The sequence below is a fragment of the Streptomyces sp. NPDC043176 genome, from assembly GCF_056436715.1.
This window is the reverse complement of sequence record NZ_JBWKCA010000015.1, coordinates 63,364-84,625: the sequence shown is the minus strand read 5'-3', so window position 1 is coordinate 84,625 and position 21,262 is coordinate 63,364. Positions and strand designations below refer to the sequence as shown.

At 73.7% G+C, this 21,262-nt stretch carries 17 protein-coding genes and 1 pseudogene; 3 read left to right on the top strand and 15 right to left on the bottom strand.

Annotated elements, in window-relative coordinates; genetic code table 11:
• Positions 1–62 precede the first annotated feature (62 nt).
• Entirely contained in the window at positions 63–3,041 is a 2,979-nt protein-coding gene (locus AC067A_RS24005) for a carbohydrate binding domain-containing protein (RefSeq protein ID WP_479244525.1), read from the bottom strand.
• Between the two features lie 205 nt (positions 3,042–3,246).
• Here AC067A_RS24005 and AC067A_RS24000 point away from each other — a divergent pair, with 205 nt between their 5' ends.
• Positions 3,247–3,615: a YrdB family protein gene (locus tag AC067A_RS24000; protein ID WP_479244524.1), complete on the top strand. Its 369-nt coding sequence runs from the start codon at positions 3,247–3,249 to the stop codon at positions 3,613–3,615.
• 192 nt (positions 3,616–3,807) lie between these two features.
• Here the strand turns inward: AC067A_RS24000 and AC067A_RS23995 are convergent, their stop codons facing one another.
• Complete coding sequence (locus AC067A_RS23995; RefSeq protein ID WP_479244523.1) at positions 3,808–4,275, bottom strand: MarR family winged helix-turn-helix transcriptional regulator; 468 nt, start codon at positions 4,273–4,275, stop codon at positions 3,808–3,810.
• 122 nt (positions 4,276–4,397) lie between these two features.
• On the opposite strand from AC067A_RS23995, the gene AC067A_RS23990 reads away from it, so the two are divergent.
• Positions 4,398–5,867, top strand: a complete 1,470-nt coding sequence (locus AC067A_RS23990; protein ID WP_479244522.1) for an MFS transporter — start codon at positions 4,398–4,400, stop codon at positions 5,865–5,867.
• A 174-nt stretch (positions 5,868–6,041) separates the two neighbouring features.
• Here the strand turns inward: AC067A_RS23990 and AC067A_RS23985 are convergent, their stop codons facing one another.
• From AC067A_RS23985 to AC067A_RS23950, 8 genes are all read right to left on the bottom strand, one after another.
• Entirely contained in the window at positions 6,042–6,881 is an 840-nt protein-coding gene (locus AC067A_RS23985) for a VOC family protein (protein WP_479244613.1), read from the bottom strand.
• Positions 6,882–7,294: 413 nt separating this feature from the next.
• Positions 7,295–10,141, bottom strand: a complete 2,847-nt coding sequence (locus AC067A_RS23980; protein ID WP_479244521.1) for a fumarate reductase/succinate dehydrogenase flavoprotein subunit — start codon at positions 10,139–10,141, stop codon at positions 7,295–7,297.
• A 103-nt stretch (positions 10,142–10,244) separates the two neighbouring features.
• The gene (locus tag AC067A_RS23975) at positions 10,245–11,069 is read right to left on the bottom strand and encodes an ABC transporter ATP-binding protein (protein WP_479244520.1); all 825 of its coding nucleotides are present in this window, start codon (positions 11,067–11,069) and stop codon (positions 10,245–10,247) included.
• Positions 11,066–12,010, bottom strand: a complete 945-nt coding sequence (locus AC067A_RS23970) for an ABC transporter permease (RefSeq protein WP_479244612.1) — start codon at positions 12,008–12,010, stop codon at positions 11,066–11,068. Before AC067A_RS23970 ends, AC067A_RS23975 begins: the two co-directional genes overlap by 4 nt.
• A 128-nt stretch (positions 12,011–12,138) precedes the next feature.
• Entirely contained in the window at positions 12,139–13,488 is a 1,350-nt protein-coding gene (locus AC067A_RS23965; RefSeq protein ID WP_479244519.1) for an ABC transporter substrate-binding protein, read from the bottom strand.
• 14 nt (positions 13,489–13,502) lie between these two features.
• Positions 13,503–13,730, bottom strand: coding sequence for a 4Fe-4S dicluster domain-containing protein (locus AC067A_RS23960; RefSeq protein WP_017236562.1), 228 nt, complete (start codon positions 13,728–13,730; stop codon positions 13,503–13,505).
• Positions 13,731–13,770: 40 nt separating this feature from the next.
• Positions 13,771–14,538: a GntR family transcriptional regulator gene (locus AC067A_RS23955; RefSeq protein WP_479244518.1), complete on the bottom strand. Its 768-nt coding sequence runs from the start codon at positions 14,536–14,538 to the stop codon at positions 13,771–13,773.
• A gap of 167 nt (positions 14,539–14,705) precedes the next feature.
• A complete protein-coding gene (locus tag AC067A_RS23950) occupies positions 14,706–15,086 on the bottom strand; it encodes a hypothetical protein (protein ID WP_479244517.1) in 381 nt (126 codons plus the stop codon).
• A 119-nt stretch (positions 15,087–15,205) separates the two neighbouring features.
• Here AC067A_RS23950 and AC067A_RS23945 point away from each other — a divergent pair.
• Positions 15,206–15,334, top strand: a pseudogene (locus AC067A_RS23945) (alpha/beta fold hydrolase); the annotation flags it as partial.
• A 536-nt stretch (positions 15,335–15,870) separates the two neighbouring features.
• Here the strand turns inward: AC067A_RS23945 and AC067A_RS23940 are convergent.
• From AC067A_RS23940 to AC067A_RS23920, 5 genes are read right to left on the bottom strand one after another with little or no spacing between them, the layout of a single operon-like run.
• On the bottom strand, positions 15,871–16,689 hold the full coding sequence (locus AC067A_RS23940) for an ABC transporter ATP-binding protein (protein ID WP_479244516.1): 819 nt from the start codon (positions 16,687–16,689) through the stop codon (positions 15,871–15,873).
• Entirely contained in the window at positions 16,686–17,672 is a 987-nt protein-coding gene (locus tag AC067A_RS23935) for an ABC transporter ATP-binding protein (protein WP_479244515.1), read from the bottom strand. The genes AC067A_RS23940 and AC067A_RS23935 overlap by 4 nt, the downstream gene beginning before the upstream one ends.
• A 5-nt stretch (positions 17,673–17,677) precedes the next feature.
• A complete protein-coding gene (locus AC067A_RS23930) occupies positions 17,678–18,547 on the bottom strand; it encodes an ABC transporter permease (RefSeq protein ID WP_479244514.1) in 870 nt (289 codons plus the stop codon).
• Positions 18,544–19,497: an ABC transporter permease gene (locus AC067A_RS23925; protein ID WP_479244513.1), complete on the bottom strand. Its 954-nt coding sequence runs from the start codon at positions 19,495–19,497 to the stop codon at positions 18,544–18,546. Before AC067A_RS23925 ends, AC067A_RS23930 begins: the two co-directional genes overlap by 4 nt.
• Entirely contained in the window at positions 19,494–21,131 is a 1,638-nt protein-coding gene (locus tag AC067A_RS23920) for an ABC transporter substrate-binding protein (RefSeq protein ID WP_479244512.1), read from the bottom strand. Before AC067A_RS23920 ends, AC067A_RS23925 begins: the two co-directional genes overlap by 4 nt.
• Positions 21,132–21,262 lie beyond the last annotated feature (131 nt).

The following is a 21,262-nucleotide window of genomic DNA, read 5'->3' as shown; positions in this document are numbered from 1 at the left end:
GCGCTGTCACCGTACGGGGCGGGCCCGGCCCGCCCCGTACGGTGTCGATCCTCGCGCGGCCTCTACTTCAGGTACGGGCCGGAGGCCCCGATCCTGCCGGGACCGTTCAGGACGTACACCCGGAGGTTGCCCTTGCCGGGCGCGGCGACCGTGAGGGTGCCGTTGGCGACGGTGCGCACGTCGCCGGTGACGGCGTCGGTGTAGGTGCCGTTCGGGACGCCGGAGAAGGTGGCGCCGCCCGACACGGTGACCAGGGCGAAGCTGTCCGTGGTGCCGCTGGTGTAGCGCCGCTTGAAGGCCATGCCGCCGGAGATGCCCTCGGTGGAGTACTGGCCCATCTGGAGGGCGGGGACGGCGCGGCGGATCTGGTTGAGCCGCTGCACGTGCTGCGCCAGGGGCTGCTGGAGCGTGCCGGCGACGGCGCCGGACGCCGACGAGACCCGGGAGAAGTCCGAGGCCGTGACCGAGCCGGCGAGGTGCTCCCCGTAGTAGGCGCGGCCGGTGGTGGCGAGCGGGCAGGACGGCCCGCAGTCGATCTTCTTCCCCTTCTGGAACTCGATCTCGGAGCCGTAGTAGAGCGTCGGGATGCCGCGGAACGTCCACATCAGGGACATGTTCTCGGCCCAGGCGTCGGTGCCGCCCGTGTACCGCTCGCTCGACTTGTTCGGTCCGTAGTCGTGGCTGTCGACGTAGACGACGTTGTAGGTGGCGTCGTTGTAACTGTCGTCGGAGTCCTTGCCGTTGGAGAAGGCGTTGTACGCGTCACCGAAGTTCATGTGCATGCGCATGTCGATGACGTTCATGCCGGAGAACCTGCTGTGGTCCGGCGCGTGGTAGCTGTTCCCGTTCAGGAACGCGTTGGTGGAGGTGGGCTGGTTGCCGGTGCCCTGCTGCTGCTCGTAGTCGTACATCTCCAGAGCGGCCTTGGTGTCGTCGATGTCGTACTCCTTGCGCTCCTTCCAGGTGTAGAACTGCGCCGAGTGGTTCACCGAGCCGCGGTTCCACTTGTCGTTGACGAAGGCGGCGACCTCGCCGAAGACGAAGAAGTTCCTCGCGGCCTCGGCGCCGTGGCGCTGCGTCACCCGCTCCTGGATGGCGGGCAGGAAGCGCCGGTTCCAGGTGGTGCGCGGAACGTGTACGGCGGTGTCGACGCGGAAGCCGTCGACGCCCATGTCGATGTACTTGTTGTAGGCGCCGATCAGATGGTTCTGCACGGTCGGGTTCTCGGTGTTGAAGTCGGCGAGGTCCTCGTGGAGCCAGCAGGAACGGGAGTCCTCGCCCTCCCAGTTGCCGATCCAGCACTGGTGGTAGAGCGCCTTCGGGAACATGCCGGAGGTCGGGCTGGGCCACTGGCAGTTGTAGACGGTGTAGCCCTCGGCGCTCTTGCCGCCGGTCGGCTTGCCCCAGTCGAGGCAGGTGTTCCCGGTCGGCTCGGCCGTGGACCACAGGTCGCCGTTGTAGTACGACTTCCCGGTCTTCGGGTCGATGGTCAGGCCGTCGTACTCGAATCCGGGCTGCTTCTCGTCGTAGTACCAGCTCCACTGGCTGTCACGGACGCCGTACACGGTGGGCGTGAACAGGCCCTTGGCGCCCCAGCGGGAGGAGTGGTTGTAGACGACGTCCTGGTAGATCTTCATGCCCTTGGCGTGGGCGGCGTCGATCAGGTCCTGGTAGGAGGCGCCGGCCGACTCCAGGCGCGGGTCGACCTTGTAGAAGTCGTAGCCGTGGTAGCCGTGGTAGTCGTAGTCGGACCGGTTGAGGACCACCGGGGTGATCCATATCGCGGAGAAGCCGAGCCCCTTGACGTAGTCCAGCTTCTGGATGAGGCCCTTGAAGTCGCCCCGGAACATGGGGTCGTCGTTGGCGGCGTTGCCGGACTTGACGTGCTGGCTGCCGCCGCGGTTGTTCGACGCGTCGCCGTCGTTGAAGCGCGCGGTGAGGACGAAGTAGACGGGGTCCTTGCGGGGGTCGGTGCCGAGGGGCTTCCCGGTGGCGGGGGTCGTCGGCCTGTCGCCGGTGGTGACGGTCGCGGCGGCCGAGGCGGCGGAGACGTTGCCGGCCGCGTCCACGGCCTTCACCGTGTAGCTGTAGGCGGTCCGTTCGGCCAGGCCCGTGTCCGAGTACACCGTGGAGCCGACGTCGGTCACGACCGTGCCGCCGCTGCCGCCGACCCGGGTGACCTGGTACTTCGTCACGCCCCTGTCGTCCGTCGCCGGGTCCCAGGTGAGCAGCACCGAGGTCCCGTCTGCCACGGCGGTCACGCGCCCGGGGGCGGTCGGCGCCTGGGTGTCGGGCGTGGCGGCGGCGCACGGATCGGCCGCGTTCGCCGTCACCACGTTGTTCCGTACGGTGCTGACGCCCGTTCCGATGGCGTAGTCCGCGCCGCCGTTGTTGTCCCAGGTGCCGTTGCCGTTGTTGAACGCGGCCTTGAGGGCCGTCGCCGTTCCCAGGTCGATCTCCCGCTTCCACCAGCCGGCGCACGCGGTCTGCATCCCGACGCCGGGGGCGGCCGTCCAGGAGCCGCCCGCGGGCTGGTAGTGGATGTTGGCGGTCGACCAGCCCAGGGTCTCGGTGGAGTAGTACACCGTGGCCTTGGCGGACGGCGTGGGCGTGGTGCCCGAGCAGGGGTCGGAGTGGGCGACGACCCCGTCCTTCACGGTGATGGCCCCGGTGCCGAGGGCGTAGTTCCTCCCGCCGTTGTTGTCCCAGGTGCCGGTGCCGTTGTTGAAGGTGGCCTGCAGCCCGGCGGCCGCGCCGAGGGTGACGGTCTTCTTCACCCAGTCCGTACAGGCGGCCTCCATGGCGACGCCGGGGACGGTGGTCCAGGAGCCGCCGTCGGGGGCGTAGTGCAGGTTGTAGGCCGCCCAGTTCTTCGTCTTCGTCCAGTAGAAGACCGTCGCCGTGTTCTCCGCGACGGCGGCGACCGGCGCGGTCCGCGGTGCGGCGTCCTCGGACGGTGCGGCGACCAGTCCGAGCAGGCCGGCGGCCACGGCCAGGGCGGCCACCGGACGTGCCGGTGGCCGCGTGGGGGTACGCGTCATCTCGTTCTCCAGGCAGGGGCGCGTTCCGTGCGGGCCGGTGGGGGATGGGGGATCAGCACCGTTGGAAACGCTCTCGGAAAGTTTCTGAAACATTTTGCGTCGGCCGGAAGTTACCGCTGCGGGGACCGGGAGGTAAAGACTTCTGCCGGAAGTGAGGTCTACGGTCGGTGAGTTCGCGCGTGCGACCGACGTCGAGAGGTGCCCGATGAAGCTGCCCGGCCCGCTGCACGTGTTCAACGAAGGGCTGGCGTTCCTGCTGGAGCTCGCGGCCCTGGCCGTACTGGCCTGGTGGGGCTGGGAGAGTGCGGGCAACGTGGCCCTCCGGCTGTTCCTCGCCGTCTCGGCGCCCGCCCTCGCCGCCGTCGTCTGGGGTCTCTTCGCCGCCCCCAAGGCCCGGATCCGCTTGCCGCTCGCGGGAGTCCTGGCCGTCAAGGCCGCGGTCTTCGGAGCGGCGGCCCTCGCCCTCCACGCGCTCGAACGGCCGTCGGCGGCCGTCGCCTTCGCCGTCGTGGCGCTCCTCGACACCGCCCTGGCGACGACGGACCGCCAGGCCGCCATGCGACGCGGGGCCTGACGGCCCCTCCCGTCGTCGAGGGCCTTCCGGGATTCGGATCATCCCGTCATCGAGGCCCGCCCGTCATCGAGGCCCGCCCGGCGTCGAGACTTTTCCGGCCTGCGGGTGCTCCCGTCGTGCGGGCGCGGCGCCGTCCCCGCCCTCGCTGTCGTCGTGGGGGCGGACGGAGTCGTGTACGGCCTCCGCTCCCGGTCAGGGGCGCGGCCAGGGGCGCCCTTCGAGGCGCTCGATGTCGCGGTTGAAGCGTTCGAGGAGGGTGGCGAAGAGGGTGACGTCCTCGGGGGACCAGTGCTCCATGACGCGGTCGAGGCCCTCGACGTTGGCGGTGCGGTCGGCCTCCAGGCGGCGTTCGCCCTCGTCGGTGATGCGGAACTTGCGGGCGATGCCGCCGTCCGGGTCGGGGATGCGTTCGACGACGCCGGCGCGGAGCATGGCGGCCGTCTGGCGGTTGAGGGTGGAGGCGTCGAGACCGAAGGCCTCGGTGAGCTGGCCGATGGACAGGGGTCCGTGCATGCGGATGCGGCTCAGCAGGACGTAGGCGCTGCGGTCGAGGTTGCCGCCTCCGGCGCGGGACCGGGGCGCGTACAGGTGGGCGTGCCGGCTGAGCAGCATGGTCTCGAACTCGACCAGGTGGGTGGGCTTGTCCACGGGCTTGTCCATGGGGGCATTCTCTCCCGAGGTGCGTCGATGTGCATCATGCACAACTTGTGTATGGCGCCATGAATATGCATGATGCACAAAGAAAGTGTGCGGAACCACCGTGCAAGACCGAGGGAGAACCCGTGGACGGCTCCAAGCCCGACGCCCGACCCGGAGGCGTCGTCGGCGTCCTCGCGCTCGCCGGCATCGTGGCCGCACTCATGCAGACCCTGGTGGTCCCGCTCATCGGCGACCTTCCCAGGCTGCTCGGCACCACCACGTCCGACGCCTCGTGGGTGATCACCGCGACCCTGCTCGCGGGCGCCGTCGCCACCCCCGTCGCCGGGCGGCTCGGCGACACCCTCGGCAAGCGGCGGGTCCTGCTCGTCTCGGTGGTCCCGCTGATCGCCGGCTCGATCGTCTGCGCCCTTTCCGCCTCCGTCGTCCCGATGATCGTCGGACGCGGACTCCAGGGCCTCGGCATGGGTGTCGTCCCCCTCGGCATCAGCCTGCTGCGCGACATCCTGCCGCCGGAGAGGCTCGGCGGGTCCATCGCCCTGATGAGCGCCTCCATGGGCGTCGGCGGAGCCCTCGGCCTGCCGTTCGCCGCGGCCGTCGCCGAGAACGCCGGCTGGCAGGTCCTCTTCTGGGTCGCCGCCGGACTCAGCGCCCTCGTCGGCGCCCTCATCTGGCGCGTCGCCCCCGCCGGCCGGCGCAACCCCGCCCCGGGCCGCTTCGACGCGCCCGGCGCGCTCGGCCTCGGCATCGGACTCGTCTCCCTGCTGCTCGCCGTCTCCAAGGGCGCGACCTGGGGCTGGGGCAGCGGCACCACCCTCGGCCTCTTCGCCCTCGCCGTCGTCGTCCTGCTCGCCTGGGGCGCGTGGGAACTGCGCACCCGCGACCCGCTCGTCGACCTCCGGGTCACCGCCCGCCCCGTCGTCCTGATGACGAACGCGGCCTCGGTCCTCGTCGGCTTCGCCATGTACGCCCAGTCCCTCGTCGTGCCGCAGCTGTTCCAGCTGCCGGAGGCCACCGGCTACGGCCTCGGCCAGTCGATGATGGCGATGGGTCTCTGGATGGCCCCCGCGGGCCTGATGATGATGGTCCTGGCCCCGCTCGGCGCCAAGCTCTCGGCCGCCCGCGGCCCCAAGGTCACGCTCTCCGTCGGCGCCCTGGTCATCTCCGCCGGATACGGCTCCTCGCTCGCCCTGATGGACACCACCTGGGGCCTGCTCGTCGTGACGCTGATCTGCAACACCGGTGTCGGCCTGGCCTACGGCGCCATGCCCGCGCTCATCATGGGCGCCGTGCCGCAGGAGGAGACCGCGTCGGCCAACAGCTTCAACACGCTGATGCGATCCATCGGCACCTCCGCCTCCGCCGCCGTCATCGGCGTCGTCCTCGCCCAGCTGACCACCACGCTCGGCGGGCACACGCTGCCCTCCGAGGACGGTTTCCGCGTCGCCATGCTGATCGGCTGCGGCGTCGGCCTCGCGGCCGCCCTCGTCGCCGCGCTCATCCCCGCCGGAGCCCCCGCCACGGACGCCGCGGAGACGGCCGACGCGGTGCCGGAGACGACCCCTCGGTCCGCCTCCGGTGCGCCCGCGGCCTGACCCTCGGCGGTGGTACGGGCCCGGTCCCGGCCGCCGCCTCCGGCGCGGACGCGGCCTGACCTCGACGGTGTACGGGCCGGTCCCGGACGCCGTGTCCGGCGGCGCCCGCGGTTCGACCCCGACGCGGGTACGGACCCGAACCCGTACCCGCGCCCGGGCTCGTACTCCGCACCGTCAGTCCTTCCGTTCCTCCACCGCCTCCAGGGTGAACAGCGCCCCGTCCGGGTCCCGCACCACCACCCGCCGGCCGTCGGTGTCGTCGTGGCCGCGCACGCCGCCCCACGCGCCGCCCGGAACGACGGACCCGCCGTGGGCCACCACGGCGGCCGTGGCGGCCTCCGGGTCGGGGACGCGGAAGCACACGATCCACCGCGGGCGCAGCTGGGGCCGGGGCGAGGCGGACTCGACCGGACCGCTGTTCAGACGGGCGATGGCGTCGCCGTCACGCCGCAGGACCACCTTGTCCTGCTCGTACGAGACCTCCAGACCGCCCGCGGCCTCGCCGGCGCCGCCCGCCCAGCGGAACACCTCGCCGTAGAAGACGGCCGCCTCGAAGGCGTCGCGGGTGTGGAGTTCGAGCCAGGCCGGTGCGGTGTGCTCGCCGATGTGCCAACGGGACTCCGTCCGGCCCTCCCAGACCCCGAAGGCCGCGCCCTCGCGGTCGGTGGCGAGAGCCGCGCGCCCCCGGGGCGGGTAGGCGACGGGACCCACGCCGATGGTGCCGCCGCGCTCCCGGATGCGGGCCACCGTGTCGTCGGCGTCCGTCACCGAGAAGAACGCCGTCCAGGCCACGGGGACGGCCAGCTCGGCCGCCACCGGCGCGATCCCGGCCACCGGCACCCCGCCGAGCTCGCCCACCGAGTAGTCCTCGCCCAGGCCGCCCCGACGGAACGTCCAGCCCAGCACCGCCCCGTAGAAGCGCTCCGCCGCCTTGAGATCACGCGCGCTCAGGCTCAGCCAGCACGGCGCTCCCACCGCTTCCCCGGTCGTCGTCGGCCCCGACACCGGCACCACCTCCTCGTCGTCCTGCGTCCCGCGACCTGAATCCAGATCCAGCCTGCGCCCCTTCCCGGCTTCGCCCCGGGGTATGCGCCCGCTCACCCGGATGCCGCCCTCCACCACCCGCCCGAGTGCGCAGAACCCGTGGGCTCGTATGCCGGGGTGGGCGGCGGACGCCCGTGTGCGCCCGGGCACTGGGCGCCCGTGTCGAACCGCCCTCTTGTGCGGCTGCCCCGCCCCGGCGCCTCCACTCGGCCGCCTCCACTCGGCCGCCTCCACTCGGCCGCCGCCGGGCGGCAGGCGCGCCCCGCGCGTCGATGCACGGACAGGACCGGACGCCGGGACCCGGATCGGACCGGTGACATGGGGTCGGACCGGCGGGCCCCGGATCAGGCCGGTGACACGGGGTCGGACCGGCGGGCCCCGGATCAGCCGGTGCCGCTCGGGACCGGGGCGGCCGCGCGGGCGGCGTAGGCGCGGACGTCGGCATCGGAGTCGCCGGTCGCGCCGGCGAGCGCGGCACGGGCCGCGGCGTCGCCCCGGTGGGCCAGGAGGGCGAGGACGGCGGCCTTGCGGACGTCGGCGTTCGGGTCGGCGAGTGCCTTGGTGAGGCCGGGGACGGCGAGGGCTCCCGGGGCGGCCCGCAGAGCCGTCGCGGCGCCGGCCCGCACCTGCCAGGCGGTGTCCGCGAGCGCCGCCTCCGCCACCCCGGCGAGGCGCGGAGGGCAGCCGGTGTCGGCCAGGGCGGCCAGCGCGGCGCCCCTGACCAGAGGGTCGGCGTCGTCGAGCAGCGGGCCGAGCGGTTCCGGCGCCGGATCCCGGACGGCCGCGAGCCCGCGGGCCACCGCGACCCGGACCTCGCGCGCCCGGTCGCCCGCGGCCACCGCGAGCTCCGCGACGGCGTCCACCGCGACCAGGGCCCGGACCGCCCTCACCCGTACGTCGACGGCGTCGTCGGCGAGCGCGGCCGCGTACAGCGCGGCGTCACCGAGCCCCAGCGCCCGCAGCACGTCGAGCGCGGCGGCACGCACCGCGGCGTCGGGCACGCCGAGGGCCTCCCGCAGGCCCGCCCCCAACACCGGATCGGCGGGCAGCACCTCGACCAGCTCGCGCAACGCGGCCGAGGCCGCGCCACGCACCTTCGGCGACTCGTCCCGCAGCCGTGCGGCGAGCGCCGGGCCGGTCCCGGCCGGCGCGGTCTCGCCGAGGGCGGTGACGGCGGCGGCCCGTACCGCGGGATCGGCGTCGTCCAGGTACGGACCCAGTGCCTCCAGGTCGGGGGAGTCCTCGACGAGCGAGAGCAGTCGCAGCAGACGGGGGTGCGGGGCGTCGTCCGAGGGCGCGCCCGTGGCGGGGGCGGTCGCGTGAGCACCGGCGGGGTGCGTGGCGGACGCCTGCCGGTCGGTGGGGTCCGCGTCGGACGGGTGCGGGGCGGCGTTCGCGCCGGAGGAGTCCGGGGCGCCGGCCGTCGTACGGGCCGAGGGGGCGACCTCGCGCGGGCCGGCGGTGGCGACCGGTACGAGCGCCACCTCGCCGATGTGCCGTTCCGGGCCGCCCGGCGGCGCGAACTCCGGCACGGGCACCACGTACGGCTCGACCGGCCGCGCCGTGAACTCCATCGCACCGGACGGGGACTTGCGCAGGTCGAGGTGGTAGAGCCAGTCCTTGTCGTCGCGCTCGGGATGGTCGAGCCGCTCGTGGTAGAGCCCCCACCGGGACTCGGTCCTGGCCAGCGACGCCCGCGCGGCCATCTCGGCGCAGTCCCGGATGAACGACACCTCGGCGCACCGCATCAGCTCGTGCGCCGTGCGCGCGCCCATCCCCTCGATCTCCCCCGACATCCGGGTGAACGCCTCGACGGCCAGGGAGAGCCTGGCCCCTGTCTTGGGCGGCGACACGTAGTCGTTGACGAACCGGCGCAGTTTGAACTCCACCTGCGGCTGCGGCGGCCCGTCGGGGTGGCGCAGCGGCCGGTAGACGAGCTCGTGCGCGTCCGCCAGCTGCCGCTGGTCCAACTCGCCTTCGTACGCCCGGTACCGCGCCGCGTCCTCGCCCGCCAGATCGCCGAAGACGAACGCGCCGATCATGTAGTTGTGCGGTACGGAGGCCAGGTCGCCGGCCGCGTAGAGCCGGGGCACGGTGGTCCGGGCGTGGGAGTCCACCCGCACCCCCGAGGCGGAGTGGCCCCCGCACAGGCCGATCTCGGAGATGTGCATCTCGATGTCGTGGGTGCGGTAGTCGTGCCCGCGCCCCGCGTGGAAGGTGCCGCGGGTGGGCCGCTCGGTGGTGTGCAGGATGGACTCGACGGCGTCGACGGTCTCCTCCGGCAGATGGCTCAGCTTGAGGTAGACGGGCCCCCGGTCCGAGGCGAGTTCGGCGGCGAACTCGGCCATCATCTGCCCCGACCAGTAGTCCGACTCCACGAACCGCTCGCCGTGCCGGTTCACCTGGTAGCCCCCGAAGGGATTGGCGACGTAGGCGCACGCGGGCCCGTTGTAGTCCTTGATCAGCGGGTTGATCTGGAAGCACTCGATGCCGGTGAGCGCGGCGCCCGCGTGGTACGCCATCGCGTAGCCGTCGCCGGCGTTCGTCGGGTTCTCGTACGTGCCGTACAGGTAGCCGGAGGCGGGCAGTCCGAGCCGCCCGCAGGCCCCGGTGGCCAGGATCACCGCGCCCGCGCGGACGACCGTGAACTCCCCGGTGCGGGTGTGGAACCCGGCGACGCCGACGGCCCTGCCGTCGTCCGGGTGGGTGAGCACGCGGACCGGCATCACCCGGTTCTCGATGCGGATCCGCTCACGCATCTCCCGGCGCCGCAACTGCCGGTACAGGACCTTCTTCACGTCCTTGCCCTCGGGCATGGGCAGGACGTACGAACCGGAGCGGTGCACCTGCCGGACCGCGTACTCGCCGTGCTCGTCCTTCTCGAACTTCACCCCGTACGACTCCAGGCGCCGGACCATCGCGAAGCCGCGGGTGGCCGTCTGCCGGACGGTCGACTGGTCCACGAGGCCGTCGTTGGCTCGGGTGATCTCGGCGACGTAGTCGTCGGGTTCGGCCCGGCCCGGCACGACCGCGTTGTTGACGCCGTCCATCCCCATGGCGAGCGCGCCGGAGTGCCGGACGTGCGCCTTCTCCAGGAGCAGGACGTTCGCCCCTCGCTCGGCGGCGGTCAGCGCGGCCATGGTGCCGGCGGTGCCGCCGCCGACGACGAGGACGTCACAGGAGAGCTCGGTCGCGTCGGAGAGGTCGGGGACGGTCAGGAGGGTGTCCACGGAGTGCCTTTCGCAGCAGGCGGTCGGAAGGGTCGAGGGCGCTCGGGCGTCGGGGCGGGGATCGCCCGGAGCGCGGCGGGGAGCGGAGACGGGGGCGGAGGTCTCAGAGGGAGTCGAGGACGCGGCGGCGCAGGGCCGCCGTGGCGGGTTCGTTCCGGGCCTCCCGCACGCGCGGGCGCGGCACGTCGAGGACCTCCCCGGTCCCGAACAGGACGACCCGGTCGCCCAGGTGGACGGCCTCGTCCACGTCGTGCGTGACGAAGACGACGGTCGCGCCCGTACCGCGCAGGATCTCCACGAGGAGGTCCTGCATCCCGGCCCTGGTGTGCGCGTCGAGCGCCCCGAACGGCTCGTCCATCAGGACGGCGCGGGGCCCGCCGGCCAGCGCGCGGGCCAACTGGACGCGCTGCCGCTGACCGCCCGACAGCTGGTGCGGCAGCTTGGGCGCGTGCTCGGCGAGCCCGACCCGCTCCAGCCAGTCCAGGGCCGCGCGCCGCCGCTCGGCCCGGGGCACCCGGCGGATGGCCAGCGGCAGCTCGACGTTGGCGCGGACCGACCGCCACGGCAGCAGGGCGTCGTGCTGGAAGACGAGCGCCCGGTCGGCGCCCGGCCGCCGGATCGGCTCCCCGTCCTGCGTGACCCGCCCCTCCAGCGGCGGCAGCAGCCCGGCGAGCGTGCGCAGCAGCGTGGTCTTGCCGCAGCCCGACGGGCCGACGACGGTGACCAGTTCACCGGGTGCGATCCGCAGGCCCGCGGGCCCCCACACGGCCGCCGCGCCGGGGTGGCCGAGCCGCACTTCGTGGAGGGCGAGTTCCGCGCCGGAGAGCCCCGGAGCGGGAACGGCCGGGGCGGGGCCGGACGGCGCCGGTGCTGTCTCGGACGGCGCCGGGGTCGCGGCGGCTTCGGCGGACGGGCTCGCGGCGCTCATCGAACCGGCTCCTTCTCGGGCAGGGACACCGCCGAGGCGTCGGGGGAGGAAGAGGAAGAGGCGGCGGGAGTGGCAGGGGCGGAAGGGGCGGAGGAGATGCTCAGGCCGGTGTCCGGCGCGGGGACCGGCCCCGCGGATCGGGAGGTACCGGTGGTGCGGGCGGGACCCGCCGGGATCCGGTCGGCCGGGCGCGGCAGCCAGGCCGTGACCCGGCGGCCGAGGGTCTCCACGGCCGTGGAGGTGAGCCAGCCGAGGGCGCCGATGGTGGCCATGCCGACGAAGACCCCCGGGTAGTCGACGACCGTGTAGTCCTGCCAGGTGCGGTAACCCACCCCGTACTCGCCGGAGATCATCTCCGCCGAGATCACACAGATCCACGAGACGCCGATGCCGACCGACAGGCCGCCGAAGATGCCCGGCAGGGCACCCGGCAGCACCACCGAGAACAGCACCCGGGCCCGGCCGCCCCCCATGGTCAGCACGGCCTCCTCCCACACCGGGCTGAGCGCCCGCACCGCGTGCCGGGTCGACACGAGGACGGGGAACAGGGCGGCGGCGCAGGTGATGAAGACGATGCCCTGCTCGTTGGTGGGCAGCAGCAGGATCGCCACCGGCACCAGGGCGATGGCCGGCACCGGCCGCACCACCTCCACCAGCGGGCCCAGGAGGTCCGCGGCCCACCGGGACCGGGCGACGGCCGTGCCGGCCGCCACCCCGAGGACCGCGGCGAGGAGGAACCCGACCGCGATCCGGCGCAGGCTGTGGCCGAGGTCCTGCCGGTACGCCTCCGTGCCGACCCGGTCGGCGAACGCGGACGCCACCTCGACGACGGTCGGGAACTGGTCGAACCGCAGCCACCACCGGACGTCGAGCGACGTCAGCAACTGCCACAGGCCGAGCGCCACGACCAGGGAGGCCACCCGGACCAGCCGACGGCCCACGCCCGTGCGGCCCCCGCCCTTCGGGCGACCCGTACCGCCCCTGCCGCCCCTGCCGCTCACGTCGCCCACCTTGTTCACGGCGCTCACGGCACTCACCTTGCTCACGGCACTCACCTTGCTCACGTCGCTCACGAGGCGAGCCTCACCGCGTCCGCGTACGTGACGATCCGCGAGCCCGCGTGCCCGGAGACGTACCGCTCGGCGGCCGCCCGGGTCACGAAGGCGCGCCACGCGCCGCCGTCCGCCACCCACACCGCGCGGTCCGCGAACCAGAGCGTCCCGGTGACGGCGTCCGGCACGTACGCGGCGCGCACGTCGGCGCCCCTGACGGCCTTCAGGAGCGCGCCGGGACTCTCGAAGGAGCGGGTCGACGCCTGGCCCCGGAGCCACAGTTCGGGCTTGGCCGGTGTCGCCGTGGGGTAGGCGGGAGCGGACACGGCGCGCCCCAGCGGCGCGGTGTCGACGAAGGCGTCGACGTCGACGTCCTTCACCAGGCCGGCTTCCTTCAGGACCGGCACGTCCTCCTTGAGAGCGGCGATCAGTTCCGGGCGGAGCGCCGGGTCGAAGGTGGCGATGCCCTGGGCGCCGTTGTAGAGGTAGACCACCTCCGCGGGCAGGCCGGTCTCCTTCGCCACCGACTCCGCGGCGGCGACCGGCCGGGCGCGCAGCTCGTCCGTGGCCCGCCGCTGGGCGCGCAGGAAGGCGTCGAGGACGCCGGGTCGCCGCTGGGCGAACCCCTCGCGGACGGTGACCCCGTGGAAGGTCGGGAGGTTCAGCTCGGCGCCGTCGTACAGGGCGGTCGCGCGGCCCTGGAAGGCGAGCAGCCCGGGCCAGGCGACGAACTGGGACAGTGCGTCGACGCTGCCCGAGGCGAGCGCCGAAGCGCCCACGCTCGGCTGCTGGTTGAGCTTGGCGATGTCCTTCGCGGGGTCGAGCCCGGCCCGGCGCAAGGCCCGGACCAGGGTGCCGTCGGCCGCCGAACCGACGCTGGTGGAGACCTTGCGGCCCTTGAGGTCCGTGAGCGACCTCAGCGGCGAACCGGGCGCGGTCACCACGGTGTTGAGGCCGCCCCGCAGGTTGTACCCGGTGACCGCGACGAGCCGGGTGGGCTCCTTGAGCTGCTTTCCGCGTGCCGCGTTGATCAGCAGCGGGAAGTCGCCCATCGAACCGATGTCGATCTTTCCGGCCGTCATCTGCGCGGTGATCGGGGCACCGGTCGCGTAGTCCTGCCAGACCACCCGGTAGGTCAGGCCGTCCTTCTTCCCGGCCGCCGCGAGTTCCTGCTCGAAGTAGCCGAGGGAACGCAGCAGGGTGCCGGCGGTGACGGTGTTGATGGTCTTGGACTGGTAGCCGACGGTCACGGTGACCGTCTTCGCGCCGGACGGACCCGACGCGCCGTCGGCGGCGCCGCCGCAGCCGGTGGCGAGCGGGAGGAACAGGGCGAGGGGGAGTGCGAGGGCGAGTCTTCGTGACCGCATGGGAATCAGGCCTTTCACCGGAGCAGGTAGGGCATGTTGACGGTGACCGCGCCGGTGGGACAGCGGGCCGCGCAGGGGCCGCAGTACCAGCACTCGTCGACGTGCATGTACGCCTTGCCGTCGTCCTCGCGGATCGCGAGCGAGTCGAGCGGGCACATGTCGACGCAGAGGGTGCAGCCGTCGATGCACTTCGACTCGTCGATGGTCACGGGCACGTCGGCGCGCTGGGGGACCAGAGGCATGGCTGTCTCCAGGAAGGGGGTACGGGGAGGTCGGGCGGGTCTACAGCGAGCGGTGCAGAAGGCCGCTCATGGTGATGCGGTCGCCGCGGAACCGGATGAACTCCAGGTCCACCGGCCGCCCGTCGGGCAGACAGGTCAGCCGCTCCAGCATCAGGACCGCGGCGCCGCGCGGGGCCTGGAGCACGGCGGCGGAGTGCGCGTCGGCGTTGACGGCCTCCAGCGTGATCTCGGCGTGCCCGAGCGGCCCGCCGGTCAGCTCCTCCAGGAGCCGGAACACGTCCGTGTTCTCCAGGTCGCAGCCGAGGAGTTCACCGCCGATGTCCATCGGCAGGTACGACAGGTCGAGGGAGAGCGGCAGGCCGTCGAGCCGCCGCAGCCGCTCGACGCAGAGCACGTCCGTGTACTCGGGCAGGCCCAGCCGGTGGGCCACGGGGCCGGACGCGGTCACCGGACCGACCGTGCGGACCTCGTTGGTGACCCGCCCGTGTTCGCGCAGGGTCTCCGCGAGCCCCTGGAGCCGGTCCAGACCGTGCGGGTACTTCTCGCAGACCACGACCGTGCCCACCCCCGCCCGCCGTTCGACCAGCCGTTCGCCCCGCAGCAGGTCGAGGGCCTGGCGCACGGTGTTGCGGCTGGCCCGGTGGTCCGCGGCGAGGGCGTCCTCCAGCGGGAGCACGCCGCCGGGGAAGCCGCCCGCCAGGATCTGGTGGCGCAGCAGGTCGGCGAGCTGCCGCGCCCGGTCGGCCCGCAGCCGCCTGCGGCGGGCGGCGGCGACGGGACGGGCGGCGGAGGCGGGTTCGGCGGGCATGGGACGGAACGTAGCGGGGGACCGGCCCCCGTGGTGTTGCGGCAGTATTGCGCCACCTGACACTTCCGATGTACGCCTCTGACCTGCGGCGACGCCGGGAGGGTGAGGAGATCCGCCAGTCCCGCGCCCAGTAAGTGGACGGCCGGGTGCCCACCATGTGGGAGACCTCAGGGGGTCCGCGCGTGGACCCGGTCCCGCAGCGCGACGGACCGGTGATGGTGCAGGACGCCGAGCACCGGTGCGTCCGGGGCGAACAGGCCGGCCACCGGCTTCCAGTGGCGGCCGATCACCGGCCCGTCGTGCAGGGCGAGCAGACCGACGAGCCGGCGGCGGAAGGCGGGGGTGTCCGGCACCCCGCTCGCGTGCGCGTACGCCGAGACGAAGCAGTCCAGCGCCCCGCTCTCCCGCGGCGCGCCTCCGTCCCGCGGCGTCCCGCTCTCCCACGGCGTCCCTTCGGCTCGCGGCGTCCCGCCGTCCCGCGGCGCCCCTTCGGCCCGCTCCTCCGCGGCGGCCAGCGCGTACGCCTCGGCCAGCCCCTCGTACAGCACGGCCGGCCGGCACTCCCCGTCCGGCAGCGGCGGCGCCGGCCGGTGCTCCGCCGAGTCCAGGGACGGGTGACCGGCGGGCCGGGCCCGGAACCGGCCTGGAGAGCCACGTCGAGGATTTGGTGGGGCTGATCGACGCGCTCGACACCCCCGAAGTCGTGCTCGTGGGCCACGACTACGGCCTGCACCCCGTGTTCGGCGCCGCTGACCGGCGCCCGGAACGGGTGGCCCGGATCGTCGCCCTGGACACCGGCCTCCCCGAGAACGGGCGGCCCGCCGTCGCCTCCTGGCCGCGCTGGGGCGGTACCGACGGGATTCCCGCCGCCGCGCTGGACCACCGCCTCCACGGCCTCGCCGACCGCGCGCGCGGCCGAGGACCTCGCCGAGGCCGTCGCACTCGTCCGCGCGGACCCACGGGTCGACGGCGAGCGGATCGCGCTCTGGTTCTTCTCCACCGGCGGCCTCCTCGCGGCGGACTGGCTCGCCGCGCCCCCGCCGCGGCTGCGCTGCGGCGCGGCCACCTACCCCGCCCTCGCGCCACTGCCCGGCTGGGACGGGGTGGAGGCGCGCTTCTGCCCCGTGGCCGCCGTGGGCGCGACGGACGGCCCGCCGATCGAACGGCTGCGGAACTGAAGCAGGGGACGGAAGAGGCCGGTGCGGCGGTCGGCGGCGACCCGGAGCCCGCGCCACCGGGAGCGCGAGCGGTCCCGGCCGCTCGCCGCCACCACCGGTGGGGAGAGGCCGGGGCCCGCTCACGACAGGAGGCCCGCTCACGCAGGAGGGTCGCTCAGGCCGGCAGCCGGCCGTCCGGCACCCCCGGTCCCGGCCGGCGCCGCGCGCGGCGGGGCACGGAGTCCAGGAGGAGCCGGGTGTACGGGTGCTCGGGGGCGCCGAGGACCCGGTCGGCGGGGCCGGACTCGACGACGGCACCCGACTTGAGCACCATGACCTCGTCCGCGATGTGCCGGACGACGGCGAGGTCGTGCGTGACGAAGAGGTAGCCGACGCCGGACTCCTCGCGAATCGCGCGGAGCAGTTCGATGATCTGCGCCTGGATCGACACGTCCAGGGCGGCGACGGCCTCGTCGAGGACGAGGACCCTCGGCTCGACCGCCAGGGCGCGCGCGATCGCCACCCGCTGGCGCTGGCCGCCGGACAACCCGCGCGGCAGGGCCCCGGCCTCGCGCGTGCCGAGTCCGACCTGGTCGAGGAGTTCGGTGACGCGGGCGCGGCGGTCGGTGGCGTCGAGTGCGGTGTGGAGGCGCAGCACCTCGTCGAGGCAGCCGGAGACCGTCACGCGGGGGTCGAGCGAGAGGTACGGATCCTGGAAGACCATCTGGATCTCCCGGGCGCGGGCGAGGCGTTCGGCCCGGCCGCGGGGCTGTGCCGAACGGTCCCGGCCGTCGAGCCGGACGGTGCCGCCGTCGGGGCGTTCCAGACCCACCAGCATGCGCACCGTCGTGGTCTTGCCGCTGCCGGACTCCCCGACGATGGCGAGCGAGGAGCCGGGTGCCAGGGTGAACGAGACGTCGTCCACCGCCGTGTGGTCGCCGTACCGCTTGCGCAGCCCTTCGACGACCAGGCCCTCCTTGGTCGAGACGGTCACAGCGTGATCCCTTCGTCGGCGCGGTGGCAGGCGGCGTACCCGACGGCGTCCGCGGCCAGGAGGGGTGTCTCCTCGTGGCACCGCGGCACGGCGTGGCCGCAGCGCGCGGCGAAGGCGCAGCCGGGCGGCGCCTCGGCCAGGGAGACGGGGCGGCCCGGAATGGGCCGGGGCGCCGGAGAGCCGGGCGCGATGCCGGGGGTGCAGGCGAGCAGGCCCGCCGTGTACGGATGGCGCGGGTGGTCGAACAGCTCGTCGGTGGAGCGGGTCTCCACGATCCGTCCGGCGTACATCACGTACACGCGGTCGCAGACAGACGCGGCCAGTTCGAGGTCGTGGGTGACGAACAGCATGCCGGTGCCGCGTTCGGCCCGCAGCCGGGCGAGGATCGAGATGATCTCGGCCTGGGTGGTGACGTCGAGGGCCGTGGTCGGCTCGTCGGCGACGAGCAGGTCCGGTTCGCTCGCGAGGGCGGCGGCGATGACGACCCGCTGGAGCATGCCGCCGGAGAACTGGTGCGAGTGGCGGCGCAGGGCGCCCCGCGGATCGCGGATGCCGACCGCGGCGAGGAGCTCCTCGGCGCGGGCGCCGGCCCGGGCGGCCGGGATTCCGGCCGCCCGCAGTCCCTCGGTGAGGAAGTCGCCGACGCGGCGCAGCGGGTTGACCGAGGCGCGGGGGTCCTGGAAGACCATGGAGACCCGCCGGGCCCGCAGCGAGGTGAGTTCGGCGCGGTTCATGGTGAGGACGTCCCGTCCGGAGACCAGGACCCTGCCGGTGGTACGGGCGCCCGTGGGCAGCAGCCCGAGGACGCTGCGGCAGGCCACGGACTTGCCCGAGCCGGACTCGCCGACGAGTCCGACGGTCTCCCCGGGCCCTACCGTCAGGCTCACCCCGTCGAGGATCGGCCGGGCCGCCCGGTCGCCGGCGAGGCGGACGTCGAGCCCGTCGATCTCCAGGACCGGCGCCCCATCCGTCTGTGCGCGCATGCCGTTCACCGTTCCCGCTTCGCGATCCGGTCGGCGAGCCCCTCGCCGACGATGCCGAACGCCACCACGGCGAGCACGATGCACGCGGAGGGCGCGAGGGCGGGCAGCATCGCGCCCTGCAGGACGGCCGCCTGCCCCTCGTTGATCATGGCGCCCCAGTCGGCGGCGGGCGGCTGCACGCCGAAGCCGAGAAAGGAGAGCGCCGCCAGGTCCATCAGCGCGTACCCGAAGTTCATCGCCGACTGGGCGAACACCGTCGGCGCGATGTTGGGCAGCAGGTGGCGGACGCAGACGGTCCAGCCGGACCAGCCCTGCACCCGGTACGCCTCGATGTACGGCCGGGCCTTCTCCTGCCGGGCGATGCCGCGCACGAGACGGCCCACGTACGGGGTGTAGGCGACGGACATGGCGATCACGGGGGCGGTCAGGCCCGAGCCGACGACCGACACGAGCAGGATCGCGAGCAGCAGGCCGGGGATGGCGAAGACGAGGTCCATGGACCGGGACAGGACCGTGTCCGCCCAACCGCCCCGCCAGGCCGCCACCACTCCGAGGAGGGTGCCCAGCAGGGTGGAGACGGCGACGACGAGCAGAGGTCCGAGCAGCCCGGTGCGGGCGCCGTGGATCAGCCGGGACAGGACGTCGCGCCCCGACTGGTCGGTGCCCAGCAGGTGGTCGCCCGTGGTGCCCGCCAGGGTCGCGGCCAGGTCCAGCGCCTCCGGGTCGTACGGGGCGAGGACGGGCGCGAGCAGGGCGACCAGGACGAGTAGGGCGAGCACGGCGACCGAGACCGCGAAGAGCGGTCCCTGGCCGAACAGGCGCAGGGCCCGGAGCCCCGGCCTGCGGTACGGCACCGCGGAGGTGGTGGTGGTCATGAGGAGCCTTCCCCGAGGGAGAGACGGGGGTCGATGAGCGGGGCGAGCAGGTCGACCACGAGGTTGACGAGGACGAAGGCCGCCACGCTCAGCAGCGTGATCGCCTGGACGACGGCGAAGTCCTTCGCCGTGACCGACTGCACGAGCAGCGAGCCGAGCCCGGGCACGTCGAACGCGGTCTCCACGATCGACGTGCTGATCAGGAGCCCGGCGAGCATCGTGCCGCCGACGGTGACGACGGGGCCGAGCGCGTTGCGCAGCACGTGCCTGCGGACCACCGCGGGGCCCGCGACGCCCCGGGCCCGCGCCACCTCGACGTGGTCGCGGCCGAGTTCGTCGAGCATCGCGGAGCGGGTCACCCGGGCGAGGAGTCCCGCGAAGGACAGTGCCAGGGCGAAGGCCGGCAGGGTCAGCTGGTAGAGCCGGTCGGAGAGGCCGGCCGCCGTGCCGCCGCCCGGCCCGGGGAACCAGCCGAGCTGGACGGAGAACAGCGACACGAGCGCGATGGCCGTCACGAACGAGGGCGTGGCGGTGGCGACGCCGGTGCCGATGAGCACCGCCCGGTCCGGGAGCCCGGGGCGCAGGGCGGCGAGGATGCCGGCCGTCAACCCGAGCACGGCGACCAGGACGGCCGCGTAGCCGACGAGCAGGGCGGTGCCGGTCAGCCGGGAGCCGATGAGCGCGGACACGTCCTGGTGGTACTGCGCCGAGCGGCCGAAGTCGCCGCTCAGCACTCCGCCGAGCCACTTCAGGTACTGCGTGACCAACGGGTCGTCGAGGTGGTGCTCCGCCCGCAGGGCCGCCACGGCCCCGGGGGTCGCGGGGCGGCCGTGCAGCAGGAACGACACCGGGTCGCCGGGGGCCAGGTGGACGGAGCCGAAGACCACGAGCGAGGTCACGAACAGCACCGCCACCAGGCCGAGGAACCGTCCGACGAGGTAGCGCGTCATCGCTTCGCGGCCCCGATCGTCGCGGCCCACGGGTAGTACAGCTGGACGACGCCGGTCGGGGCGCCGGTGATCCGCTTGCCGAGGAAGACCGAGAAGGGGGCCTCGTACACGGGGATGACGGGCAGCTCGTCGAGCGCGATCCTCTGGAGCTTCGCGGTCAGTTCGGCGCGCTTGCCGGCGTCGGGCTCGGAGTTGGCCCGGTCGAAGGCGACGTCGAACTCCGCGTCGGTCCAGTTGCCGTAGTTCCCGAAGTCGCCGGTGCGCAGGTACTGGTAGAACTCCAGTGGGTCCGGCGTGTTGTCGTAGCCGCTGGTGATGACGAGGTCGAGGCCGGCGCGGGCGTTCGGGTCGACGAAGATGCTGCTGTACGCGTCGGGGGAGACCGGCTTCAGCTGGACGTCGAGGCCGATCTGGCGGCCGGCGGCCTGGACGGCGTTGGCGACGACGCTGATCTCGGGCGCGAGCGTGCTGGTGGCGAGGGTCACGGTCCGGCCGGTCGCGCCGGCCTCCTGGACGAGCTTCTTCGCCGCCTCCACGTCGTACGCGGGCTCGGGCAGCGTGTCGAAGAGCGCGGCGGTCTTCTCCGGGGCCAGTGCCCAGGCGCCGCGTGCGGCGGGGGCCTTCGCGGGGACGCCGACGCCGCCGGCCGCGGCCTTGATGATGTTCTTCCGGTCGAGGGCCATCGACAGGGCCTTGCGGACCTTCAGATCGCCGAGCGCGCCGTGGAAGTCGAGGACCGCGAGGTTCGACCCGGCGGTGTTGGGGCCGAAGAGCAGCGAGCCCTTGCCGCTGGAGCGCAGCTGGGCGAAGGAGGACGAGGGGACCATGTAGCCGCCGTCGGCGCTGCCGGAGAGGAAGGCGTTGGAGCGGGCCGCCGCGTCCTCGACGAAGGTGAACTTCACCTTCTCGGACTTCGCCAGGAGCTTCGGGTCCCAGTAGGCGGCGTGCTTCTTCAGCGTGATGCTGTCGCCCTGGGCCCAGGTGTCGAGGGCGAAGGGGCCGGTGCAGTTCAGCTTGCCCTTGGGGGTGCCGTAGTCCTTGCCGGCCCGGGCGAGCGAGGCGGCGCTCACGACGGTGCCGGGGGAGGCGGCCATCAGCTCGTGGAAGAGGACGTCGGCCTTGCCGAGGCGGATCGTCACCTCCAGGGGGCCGGTCTTCTCGATCGAGTCGACGTTCTTGAAGGAGGACCCCCAGGGGGACCCGGTCTCGGGGGCCATCTGGCGCTTCAGGGAGGCGACCACGTCGTCGGCGGTCATGGTGGTGCCGTCGTGGAACCTCACCCCGGGGCGCAGGGTGTAGACGAGGGTGCGGGGGTCGGGCTGCGCCCACTTCACGGCGAGGCCGGGCTCGGTCTTCAGGTCGGGGGTGACCCGCAGCAGCTGCTCGCAGACGTTGGCCAGCACCGTGTTCGGCGGGTAGTCGTACGCGAGGGCGTAGTCGAGCGTGTACGGCTCGGCGTACAGCGACCAGGTGAAGGAGTCCAGCGGGCCCTGGGCGGGCGGCGACAGCGGGGTCACCTCGAAGTCCGCGCCGGCGGCGGAGACGGGCGGCTTGGTGGCGCCGGAGCAGGCGGCGGTGGTGGCCGCGAGCGCGGCGGTACAGGCGAGAAGCGCGATGGCTCTGGGCATGCGCATGGTGACCCACCCCTTTACGGGTGTAGTGACGGGCTCGGGGGGATGGAGCGAGTATTGGTGCGGGAACGTTCCCGCACAAGACCTGCGGGTGACTTTGCGGGAACGGTTTTGCAGAGGTCACGAGGGTGGCA